10 protein-coding genes are annotated in these 11,262 nt (G+C 38.3%); 3 read left to right on the forward strand and 7 right to left on the reverse strand.

What is annotated here, in order from left to right; genetic code table 11:
- Nucleotides 1-4: 4 nt before the first annotated feature.
- Nucleotides 5-2,254, reverse strand: coding sequence for an inorganic phosphate transporter (locus Q4597_RS15540; protein ID WP_303407020.1), 2,250 nt, complete (start codon nt 2,252-2,254; stop codon nt 5-7).
- Nucleotides 2,255-2,611: 357 nt separating this feature from the next.
- On the opposite strand from Q4597_RS15540, the gene Q4597_RS15545 reads away from it, so the two are divergent.
- Nucleotides 2,612-2,971, forward strand: a complete 360-nt coding sequence (locus tag Q4597_RS15545) for a nicotinic acid mononucleotide adenyltransferase (protein WP_303407021.1) — start codon at nt 2,612-2,614, stop codon at nt 2,969-2,971.
- Nucleotides 2,972-3,055: 84 nt separating this feature from the next.
- Here the strand turns inward: Q4597_RS15545 and Q4597_RS15550 are convergent, their stop codons facing one another.
- Nucleotides 3,056-3,445, reverse strand: coding sequence for a carboxypeptidase-like regulatory domain-containing protein (locus Q4597_RS15550; RefSeq protein ID WP_303407022.1), 390 nt, complete (start codon nt 3,443-3,445; stop codon nt 3,056-3,058).
- Between the two features lie 161 nt (nt 3,446-3,606).
- Between Q4597_RS15550 and Q4597_RS15555 the strand changes: the two genes are divergently transcribed.
- The gene (locus Q4597_RS15555; RefSeq protein ID WP_303407024.1) at nt 3,607-4,950 is read left to right on the forward strand and encodes a deoxyguanosinetriphosphate triphosphohydrolase; all 1,344 of its coding nucleotides are present in this window, start codon (nt 3,607-3,609) and stop codon (nt 4,948-4,950) included.
- Here Q4597_RS15555 and Q4597_RS15560 read toward each other — a convergent pair.
- Both Q4597_RS15560 and Q4597_RS15565 read right to left on the reverse strand, forming a co-directional pair.
- On the reverse strand, nt 4,947-6,083 hold the full coding sequence (locus Q4597_RS15560; RefSeq protein WP_289038142.1) for a DUF3078 domain-containing protein: 1,137 nt from the start codon (nt 6,081-6,083) through the stop codon (nt 4,947-4,949). The genes Q4597_RS15555 and Q4597_RS15560 overlap by 4 nt on opposite strands.
- A complete protein-coding gene (locus Q4597_RS15565; RefSeq protein ID WP_303407025.1) occupies nt 6,076-7,851 on the reverse strand; it encodes a 1-deoxy-D-xylulose-5-phosphate synthase in 1,776 nt (591 codons plus the stop codon). The genes Q4597_RS15560 and Q4597_RS15565 overlap by 8 nt, the downstream gene beginning before the upstream one ends.
- A gap of 523 nt (nt 7,852-8,374) precedes the next feature.
- On the opposite strand from Q4597_RS15565, the gene Q4597_RS15570 reads away from it, so the two are divergent.
- Nucleotides 8,375-8,824 carry a nucleoside deaminase gene (locus tag Q4597_RS15570; protein WP_215436287.1) on the forward strand — a complete coding sequence of 150 codons (450 nt, stop codon included), beginning with the start codon at nt 8,375-8,377 and terminating at the stop codon, nt 8,822-8,824.
- A gap of 68 nt (nt 8,825-8,892) precedes the next feature.
- Here Q4597_RS15570 and Q4597_RS15575 read toward each other — a convergent pair whose 3' ends face one another.
- The 3 genes from Q4597_RS15575 to Q4597_RS15585 all read right to left on the reverse strand — a co-directional run bounded on the left by Q4597_RS15575 (nt 8,893) and on the right by Q4597_RS15585 (nt 11,248).
- Nucleotides 8,893-9,087, reverse strand: a complete 195-nt coding sequence (locus Q4597_RS15575) for a cold-shock protein (protein WP_215436285.1) — start codon at nt 9,085-9,087, stop codon at nt 8,893-8,895.
- A gap of 86 nt (nt 9,088-9,173) precedes the next feature.
- The gene (locus Q4597_RS15580; RefSeq protein ID WP_215913283.1) at nt 9,174-9,431 is read right to left on the reverse strand and encodes a hypothetical protein; all 258 of its coding nucleotides are present in this window, start codon (nt 9,429-9,431) and stop codon (nt 9,174-9,176) included.
- A 32-nt stretch (nt 9,432-9,463) separates the two neighbouring features.
- Nucleotides 9,464-11,248 (reverse strand): chloride channel protein, encoded by a 1,785-nt coding sequence (locus tag Q4597_RS15585; protein ID WP_215913282.1) that lies wholly within the window; start codon nt 11,246-11,248, stop codon nt 9,464-9,466.
- Between the last annotated feature and the right edge of the window lie 14 nt (nt 11,249-11,262).

The following is an 11,262-nucleotide window of genomic DNA, read 5'->3' on the forward strand; positions in this document are numbered from 1 at the left end:
CGCATTAAACTTTGGTATTGGCGTGTTGGTCGTAGGTTTCCAACAGATTCATAGTGGCCACTAAAAGGTCTTTGGTTTCTAACAATAGACTAAAGTAGAGGGCCGTGTTCTTAGGGCTAGATTCATCACTTCGTGTACGCTCTACCTGCTTATGAATTTTCATATCCACTTTTGCGAATAGCTCTTGTTTGTGAATAATTAGCTCGGTGAGTTTTAAGAAATCCTTCGTTTCAAAAATAGTCTCGATTTCTTTAAAGAGTTCATCTAGATAACCGTCGGTTTCTTTCAAATCCTTGATTTGGTTGAACCTTAGTTTTTTATGATTGTTGTGTACATGCTTATGTCCAGCTTTAGCTATATATTCTAAGGACTGGGTCATGTCTTGCAAATAGCTCAGTATGGAAATATAGAAGTTACTAGTGCTAACACTGGATTCGTCTAGATTTTTAATAAAGTAGAAAATATTGTCCCGTAGGTCTTCTACTTCTTTATCAAACTTGCTTATACCTTTTTTACTTCTCTTAAGTGTTTCTATATCGTGCTTGGCCAGGCCATCAATACTTTGTGTATATATTTTGTTGGCTCTTCTTATGGCTAGGGAGATGTTAGCGGCACTTTCATCAATAACACCAATGATAGAGTTGCTTTCTGCTCTTTCAAGCTTTTGCTCTAGCTTGGTTTCTTTCATTTTTTTGGTGTGCGAAAGGTAATTTTTTCCGATTAGGAAAAAGGCAACGATCAATAGGGCACCAATGGCCCAAATACCTCCTAAATGAATGATATATGCAATAAGAGCAGCAGCTGTAAATGCGCTTATGGCCGTAAAAAACCATCCACCTATAACATTAAGTACTCCGGCTACACGGTAAACGGCACTTTCCGCACCCCAAGCCCTATCTGCCAAAGAACTTCCCATAGCAACCATAAATGTTACGTACGTGGTAGATAACGGAAGCTTCATGGAAGTAGCCAAAGAAATAAGTACACTGGCAACCATTAGGTTAACCGAAGCACGAACCAAATCGAATGCAGGTAAATCCTGTACACGGCTTTTTGGCACGTATACGTAAGGTTTTTCAAAACGCGTGTCCATTTTTTTCAAAAGGGAGTCGGGAATAAGACCTGCTATATTTTCAGATGCCGATATGGTTAATTTTACAATCTGTCTGGATAGAAAATTAGGTTGAAAGCGCTCATCACCTTCGTCTTGTCTAGATAAGTCTACGCTGGTTTTAACCACATTCTTTGCTTTGGAGGAAAACCATAGGGTTACCACCATTATCATACCGGACAATAGTAATAGGTATTGTGGTGTTTGTACGGCAGAGGCTAATCCCTCCATAGTGTATTTATCCGCGTCTATACCTGATGCACTCCATGTAGTGTAGGATTCCATAGCGGCCAAAGGCACGCCAATAAAGTTTACCAAATCATTACCGGCAAAGGCCATGGCCAATGCAAATGTTCCCATTACGATAACTATGGTGTATACATTAATTTTAGTTAGTGTTGAAATCATCCAAGAAACTAAGGTCCACACCACAAAATTGCTCAAAATGAACAAGAACTGTTTGTTGGCGATCATATCTAGTACCTCTGGACTAAAAACAGAAGCACTTTTAAGACCTTTTACAAGGATAAAATAGATGATAGATGTTAGTGCAAACCCTCCAAAAATAGCACCTACCCATTTTGGCTTTTCTTGAAACTTGAAAGATATTAGAAGTCGGGAAACAAATTGAACCAAAGCTCCAATACTAAATGCGATAATTACTGAAAGGAGAATGCCAAGAATAATTTCAGTGGCTTTATCTGTGTTTATGTACGTCCATAAATCCGACACACCGCCTTCGTCACCCAGGATTTTTACCAAAGAAATGGCTACGGCGGCTCCTAAAAGTTCAAAAACTATGGAAACCGTTGTGGAAGTGGGCATTCCCAGAGTATTGAAGAAATCCAATAATAGGATGTCGGTTATCATTACCGCCATGAAAATAATCATGATTTCGGCAAAGACAAAGTGCTCAGGATTAAAAATCCCCTTTCTAGCAACCTCCATCATACCGCTAGATGATATGGCTCCAAAAGCAATACCAACGCTCGCCACAATCATGACCGTCCGGAATGAAACAGCTTTAGACCCTATAGCGGAGTTCAAAAAGTTAACGGCATCGTTACTTACCCCAACTACCAAATCGGTAATGGCAAGTACTGCCAATGCAATAATCATAAAAAGGTAAAGGTTCTCGCCCATCAAAAATAAAATGTGCACAAAAATGCTACTATAATTTATTAATTGCGTTAAAATAAGGTTATGAAGTAACTTTCTGTATCATGACCAATTCAGTAACTTAATTAAATGCAAGAATTTGAGCAGTTATAAACGTAAGACGACCAAGCGTCGTATTTATCGGGTAAATTAGTGTATTTAGGGCAGTTTGGGACTGGAAAATTGTAATAAGATGAAATTTAGTTGTGGTGTTTAGACAATATTTTACAAACTACGTCGTTTTCAATGTAAATTTAATGTTAAGTAATAGTGTTTTTAACGTAAATTTATTTATCTTTGAAATAACAAACAGGTACAGAATCATATTTAAAATCAATACACATGAAAAATTCAATTATACTTTTAGCCCTTTCATTAACAATGGCAATAGGGTATGCCCAAAAAGAAAAGGAAGTAAAATTAAACAAGGAGACCAACTTGGTTGAAGCTACTTATTTTCATGATAATGGAGAAGTGAGCCAAAAAGGAACTTTTGACCTTGCAGGTAAATTACACGGTCAATGGATCAGCTTTGATGAAATGGGAGAGAAAGTGTCCAAAGGAAATTACAATAAAGGTGTTAGAACCGGAAAGTGGTATTTTTATAATGAAGGGACTGTAAAGGAGGTGGAGTTTGATAATAACGTTATTGCTAATGTTATTAATAAGGAGAAAAAATCTGCCGTCGTTTCTAAGGACTAATGCAATTATTGTATGAAAAAAAGGGAGTTTTCACTAAGTGAAAACTCCCTTTTTTGTTTTAACGATAGGATTGGTTAAAATGTGTTACTTTATACTGGTCAATGCAGTTTCTTGGTTTTGCAATGTGCCGTTATCCGTGAAGGACACGTCAGATAGGCTTAAGGTTTTTGCCTGTAATCCTTGTATTACTTCAACTGTATTGTGAGCGGTTACTTCAACCGGAATTTCATGACTTTCATATCCCAAAAAAGTTACTTTAAGAATATAGTTTCCTGGTTCTATATTTGATATTTCAAAATTGCCCCTAAAATTGGTCTGCGTCTTAAATTTAGTATCCTTAATTTGAACGTCCGCAAACAAAAGAGGTTCGTTATTCATTTCCATGTCATAAATAGTACCTCTAATTGCTCCTTCCTCTTGAGCGAAAAGGTTTAGGGTGCATATAAATGCCAGAAAAAATAGTGTCGTTTTCATTGGTTCTTATTTTCTTGGCAAAGAAAACCGTGGTGTGTTAAGTTATGGTTACGTGAAGTTTAAGTGTTGATTTCCTTAAGGTTAAATAATGAGGTGTTCTTATGGCCTTAAAATGATACTAAAATTGAAAAAATGTAACTTGCGAGACTTAAAGAACTGTTATGAATTGGGAAAATTTATTGTCTCTTAAGCGTCAAGGAGATACACACAAAAGGTTGCGGAAAGAGCAAGATGAAACGCGATTAGGATTTGAGGTAGATTACGACCGCATCATTTTTTCCAGTGCTTTTAGAAGCTTACAGGACAAGACACAGGTTATACCCCTTTCAAAGACAGATTTTGTACATACCCGCTTAACACATAGTTTAGAGGTTTCTGTGGTTGGTAGAAGTTTAGGCCGTATTGCAGGGAAGAAAATTCTGGAAAAACATCCCTTCCTAAGTGAAACCTATGGTTATAGATTTAATGATTTTGGGGCTATAGTTGCGGCAGCGGCTTTAGCCCATGATATTGGTAACCCACCTTTTGGACATAGTGGAGAAAAGGCTATAGGTGAATATTTTATTACAGGCAATGGTAAAAAATACCAATCGGTTCTAACTGAAAAGGAATTTCAGGATATAGTTGATTTTGAGGGAAATGCCAATGGTTTTCGTTTATTGTCACAATCTAGGGAAGGTGTTACTGGAGGTTTGCGATTAAGTTATGCGACCCTTGGTGCTTTTATGAAGTACCCCAAAGAGTCACTTCCTAAAAAGCCAACCAAACATATTGCCGATAAAAAATTCGGGTTTTTTCAAACGGAAAAGGAGGCTTTTAAAGAAATAGCGCATGATTTGGGTTTGATACAGACTAGAGACGGAGAAGATATTTCGTTTTCTAGACACCCCTTAACTTTCTTGGTAGAGGCTGCGGATGATATTTGCTATACAATAATAGACTTTGAGGATGGTATTAACCTAGGGCTTATATCTGAAGATTATGCTTTGGAATACCTCATAAAACTGGTAAAAAATTCAATAAATACCAAAAAGTATAATTCTCTAAAGTATAAGGAAGATAGGTTAAGTTACTTACGAGCGCTGGCTATTAATACATTAATAAGTGATGCTATTTCTGTATTTATTGAAAATGAAGATAAAATACTGAACGGTAGTTTTGATAGTAGTCTTCTGGATCAAAGCGCATTTAAGGCCCAGATTGAGGATATCATTTCTTTAAGTGTGGAAAAAATATATCGTTCTCAGGAGGTAATAGAGAAAGAGATTGCGGGTTATAAGATTATTTCGGACATTTTGGATGTATACATAAATGCTCTTATCCGAAAAAAGGAGAACAAGGCATCTAATTATGATACGCTAATGCTCAAGACACTTCCTGAATTTTATAGGGATACGGACAGTTCTATCTACCATATACTCTTGAATACTTGCTGTTATGTGGCTAGCTTATCGGACAGTGCCGCAGTGCATATCCACAATAAAATTATGGGGAAACAACTTTAAAAGGCATAGGAAACCCCAACGCCAAGAAGTTGTTTAAACTGAATTTTGGGTCGGCCTGCATCGGTAATCGTTCCGTTGGCATCCTTTACTTCATCAAAAAGAATATCATCATCATAAATAACCTGAGTACCTATGGTGGTTACAACGTATTTATTGACCTTAAGGTCAAAATTAAGCTCCCAGTCCACATCAATATTTCCAAACTTTTGGAGGTAATCCGTGTACAAGCTCAACCGGTGTTTCAACACCATATTTTTAAATACTTCCTTTTCCAATTGGTTGGTAACCAAGAATCCAAATTCCAAAAATATCTTTTCGCCCTTTTCAACGACATTGCCATCTGCATCCAAAACCGCTTTCTTAACACCAAAAGCACCTTTATTCGCTAATTCTTCGTCCAAAACAAATGTTGCTTTTTGGGTGATAGGTGAGATGTACAGGTTAAACTTTTGGTCTTTGGTAATATATGACGTACCAGCACCTAAAAATGAGTAACCTGGTGCCATAAACCGTGAAATAGGAGATGATCTGTCCGGATATTTATAACCGTTTGAAAATTGAGTGTTGAAGTTGGCTTTCGCCGAATAATACCAATTACTAATTGTGTCTCGCTGAAGCCCGAAAGTAGAACTAAAACGAATGGCATCGTCCGTTTTTCTTAGTTTTTGCTCATCTTGAATGTTGAGGCCGTAACGCATCTCCATATAATTGTCCCATTGAATATACCGAAACTTATAATTTCGTTCAAAACGGGCGTTTCCAAGGGCAGATATGGAATTGTTACCCCCTGCGTTCCAGTTAACAAAGGCAACTTCACTAAAATTGGCACCCAATTTATTTACTTTGGTCCAGAAGGAGGGCACTCTAAATCTGTTAGGCTTTTCATTAAGAGCCTTGGTACGTTTAAAGGAAATAACGGGATTCATTAAATCTACGCTGCGAGGAACGAATTTTATCTTGTCCTGTGTTTTTCTTATCACTACGGTATCAACAATAACCGTGTCAACAACCATAGAATCAATTTCCATTTCGCGGCCTGGAGGCAACGAATCTTGGGTTTGACCAAAAATAGAGGTAATACACACGCTAAATAAAAGAATACATAAGAACGGTGTGGCTGGGGAGTTATTCATTTAATAGCATTTTTATATGTTCTGTTAAACTTATGGGGTCAATTTTAGCTTGTTGGTGCAACTGTTCTACGGTTCCGTGCTCAATAAAGGTATCGCCAATGCCTAGAATATGAATTTTATTTTTATAACCTAATTCGTTAGCAAGTTCTAGGATTGCGGATCCAAAACCACCCATTTTAGAGCCATCTTCAACCGTGATGATGTGTTTATAGCGTTTAAATATATTTATAAGTAAATCTTTATCCAACGGTTTAACAAATCGCATATCTACCTGGCCTATTTTTTCATGCTCCGCAATATCATTTATGACGTCTGCAACCGTATTGCCAATAGGCCCCAAGGTTAATACTACCAGTTCCGATCCGGTTTTTAGTTCTCTTGCCTTACCAATTTCTATTTTTTCAAAAGGCGTCCTCCATTTTTCTTGTACCCCTTTTCCACGAGGATACCTGATCGCTATGGAGTGCTCTAAGCCCAATTGGGCGGTATACATTATATTACGAAGTTCACTCTCGTTCATTGGTGCAAAAATATACAGATTGGGAATGCACCTCAAATAAGCAATATCATAAACACCATGATGAGTAGCTCCATCCTGCCCTACCATGCCGGCCCTGTCCAAGCAAAATACAACAGGAAGATCTTGTATGGCTACATCATGTATAACTTGATCATAAGCCCTTTGTAAAAAGGTGGAATAAATGGTGCAGAACGGGATAAGCCCTTCTGAAGCCATGCCTGCTGATAGGGTTACGGCATGTTGTTCCGCAATGCCAACATCAAAAGCCCTATCCGGTATTTGCTCCATCATATATTTTAGGGAGCTTCCTGTTGGCATAGCAGGGGTTATGCCCACAATATTTTTATTCTTTATCGCCAGTTCTACTAATGTATGGCCAAATACATCCTGGTATTTTGCGGGTTCGTTGGCTAAGACCGGTTTTTTGTATAATTCCCCTGTAAGCTTGTTAAATTTACCGGGAGCGTGGTAAGTTACCTGGTTCTCCTCGGCTTTTTTTAAGCCTTTCCCCTTGGTGGTTATGACATGTAATAATTTTGGTCCGGATACCAATTTTAAATGATTTAATTCATCGATCAATGCCTCCATATTATGCCCGTCTAACGGACCGGTATAATGAAAGTTGAGACATTCAAATATGTTCTCGTCCTTCGCCGTACCCTTTTTTACATTGGTCAAATATTTTTTAAGGGCACCAACACTTGGATCTATACCAATAGCATTGTCATTAAGTATTACCAATACATTGGAATTTGTAGAGCCAAGATGGTTCAATGCCTCAAAAGCCATGCCACTTGCTATGGACGCATCACCAATTACGGCAATATGCTGTCTGCCGTTTTTGTTGTGGAGTTGCGCGGCCATGGCCATGCCTAGAATTGCTGAAATTGATGTAGAACTGTGTCCTGTGCCAAAAGCATCATATTCGCTTTCGGAACGTTTTGGGAATCCACTTATTCCGCCTAATTGCCGATTGGAGTGAAAAATCGCTTTCCTGCCCGTTAATATTTTATGTCCATAGGCTTGGTGGCCCACGTCCCAAATAAGTTTGTCATTTGGCGTATTGAAGACATAATGTAGAGCAATGGTGAGCTCAACTACCCCTAAGCTTGCTCCTAAATGTCCTTCTTTGGTAGCCACAATATCAATTATAAACTCCCTTAATTCTTGGGCAAGTTGGGGAAGTTGGTCCAATGCCAACTTGCGCAAATCTTCGGGGTAGGTAATATGGCTTAAAAGTGATTCCAAATTAGCGATGTAAGTTGCAAAAATAGGTGTTTAGCAGTGCTAAGACAATTCTTTTTGGCACTTCAAAAAAAATCAACAAAAAAATCTTATCTTGTTGAGACCTAACCATTACCAACCAATTTATGCTTTCCCTTTACAAGGTGAGTAATCCTTTGTATAATAGTACGCAATCTAATTTTAAGCCAATTACGGTAGTACTTCTTCAAGGAAACTCACAAAGTTCCGTAGTCTGGAAAAACCAATTATCATCTGATTTGTTCGGTTCTATGCATCTAGCAGCAATGAATTTGCCAGGGCACGGAAATTCTCCTGAACCAGTCTTTGACACATTAGTATGGGTACTAAAAAGTATTAAATTTTCTTTCAAGCTTCATTTTTCTTTGATGAAAATTAATCAATAGTTTTTTTTCGGTCTCGTCCTTTTCGGGGGAGCTGGGCGGGACCATTTTTATAACTTCAAAATTTCATTGTTATAAGGGTTGTGCTAAAAATGGTATTTTTGGCATCAATTAAACTTTAGTACATGTTGCAACCCTTTGATGATACCTATTATATGAAAAAAGCGCTTCAAGAGGCAGAGGCGGCTTATGAAAAAGGGGAGGTGCCCATAGGGGCCGTTATTGTAATTCAAGATCGGGTGATTGCCAGGGCCCATAACCTCACGGAACAATTAAATGACGTTACCGCTCATGCAGAAATGCAGGCCATTACCGCGGCGGCTAATTTTTTAGGGGGCAAATACCTGCAGAACTGTACGCTTTATGTAACCTTGGAGCCTTGCCAGATGTGTGCGGGAGCCCTATACTGGAGTCAAATATCTAAAATAGTATATGCGGCCAAAGACCCTCAGAGAGGTTGTGGTGTAATGGGAACTAAACTCCACCCAAAGACAGAAATAGTGGGCGGACTCCTAGAGGAAGAAGCAAGCAACCTGTTAAAGCGCTTTTTTGTTGAAAGAAGAAACCTGAATTAGAATTCCAAATTGTTTCGGGCATAAAAAAACCCTGAACTTCGTCAGGGTTGAATGTCATAGCTTATATATTAGCCTACAACTTGAACCTGTGCGGCTACAATGCCTTTTCGGCCTTCTTCTTCTGCGTATTCTACTTTATCACCTTCATTAAGAATTGTACCGTTCAATGCGGTAGCATGTACAAAAATGTCCTTTCCCGTCTCGTCGTTTGTAATAAATCCATAGCCTTTGGATTCATTGAAAAATTTTACTGTGCCAATCATGATAAATTAAAATTAGTTGATAATAGTTTCCAACTAAATTATAAATTTTTTAATTAGGCGAAGTTAAAATGAACTAATATTTCCAATTAACCGTCTTGATTATCAGTCTTTTCGGGTTTATTTGCTCTCATTTTTTTGATGTTCTCCTCGGTTAGCATATAGTCTTTCATTTTTTTGCCTTTGCTATATGTAAACAGGAATAGGGGCATTGCAACAAGAAAAAGACCAAGGGTGCCAGAGCCAATATATTTGTGGCTCAGCGCAATATTTTCCTCTTGAATGTTGAAGCCGTAAATAATGGCGGCAAAACACCCTAAAGTAATTATGGATATAAGGTATTTCATAGTAACGGTAAAATTACAAAACCTTTTAGACCTTATCTTGTAAAATTGATGAGTTCTCTACGGTAGGCGGTTAAAAGTTTGGATTTTGAAACAAACCCAATGTACTTTCCGTCTTTTATCACTGGAAGGTTCCATGCACCACTGTTCTGAAACTTTTGCATTACTTTTTGCATGCTGTCCTTTCCATGAAAAATGTGCTCTGGGGCATTGTGCATAAAAGTTTCTACCTTGGTAGTCCCGTACAGGGAAGTATCGAACATAAATTCTCTAATATCGTCTAACAGAACAATTCCCACAAGAGATTGGTTTTTATCAATGACCGGAAAAATATTCCTAGCGGATTTTGCAACGGATTTGTGTAACATGTCTCCCAAAGTCATATCTGGATTTACGGTCTTAAAGTCTTTTTCAATTACATCATCTAGCTTCATCAGCGTTAATACTGATTGGTCTTTATTGTGCGTCAGTAAATCTCCGCTTTGGGCCAGTTCCCTGGTATAAATAGTGTAATCAATAAAGTTCTTGGTAATGAGATAGGATATGGATGCGGTTATCATCAAGGGAACAAAAAGTTCATATCCGCCGGTAATTTCGGCTATCAAGAATATTGCCGTTAACGGGGCATGAAGTACTCCGGATATAAGACCGGCCATTCCAATTAAGGTGAAGTTACTTTCGGAAACGGAAAAACCTAACCCGGAATGATTTATAATTTTGGCCATAACATTGCCCAATGCACTGCCCATAACCATGGTAGGAATGAAAATTCCACCAGCGCCACCTGCCGCTAAAGTAGTGGTCATGGCCACAGCTTTAAAAATAGTAATACCGAATAATAGTGCAATAACCACCCAAATATTCTGTGTGTACTTATCAAAGGGAGTTTTACCTAGTGCTTTTATATGGTCTCCATGCAAAAGGTCGTTAATAAAACTGAAGCCTTCCCCGTAGAGCGGTGGTATTAAATACAACATGATTCCTATGGCCAGACCGCCAACAAGAAGCTTGTATTTTGGGGTTTTTAATCTGGCAAATAGTTTTTGTATGCCAAAGTACATTCGTGTAAAATATATCGATGCAAATGCAGTGCCTATTCCCAATGCAATGTAAAAGAGGGTGTCCTTTACCTCAAAATTCTGCGTTAACGTAAAGTTGAAAAGCACTTCATTGCCCAGAAAGAAATAGGAGGTAAGAACTCCGGAAATTGAAGCTAATAAAAGCGGAAGCATAGAAAGCATGGTAAAGTCCAAACTAAAGACTTCAACCGCAAAAATAATGGCCGCAATAGGCGATTGAAATATAGAGGCAATGGCTCCGGCCGAAGCACAGGCAATCAGAAGAGACCGGGTCTTGGCATTAATATGAAAGAAACGCCCAAGGTTAGAGCTTATAGCGGCACCAGAAGCTACCGCGGGACCTAATAGCCCCGTAGAGCCACCAAAACCAATAGTAAGCGGTGCGGCAATTAATTGGGTGTAAATATGCTTAGGCTTTATAACTCCTTTTTTCTTGGAAAGCGAGAAAAGAATGGAGGAAACGGCATGTTGTAATTGTTCCTTATGTATGTATTTTACATAGAGATATACCAAGGTCAGCCCAATTATGGGCAAGATAAAATAAAGTCCGTTGTTAGAGATAAAAATCCCACGTTCCAAGGAGACTTCTATAAAATAGACAATGTTCTTTAGGGTAACCGATGCCAAACCGGCCAAAAGACCTACCAGAACGCTCATGATGTGCGTAAAGGTTTTGTTGGAGATATTTTTATATCGCCACTTTAAAAGTCGGGTAGATAGTCTTTTTAGTTTGGTGGGCATTAGAAAGGTTTGCT

The organism is Zobellia sp. 1_MG-2023 (genome assembly GCF_030549125.1).
Lineage (GTDB): Bacteria > Bacteroidota > Bacteroidia > Flavobacteriales > Flavobacteriaceae > Zobellia > Zobellia russellii.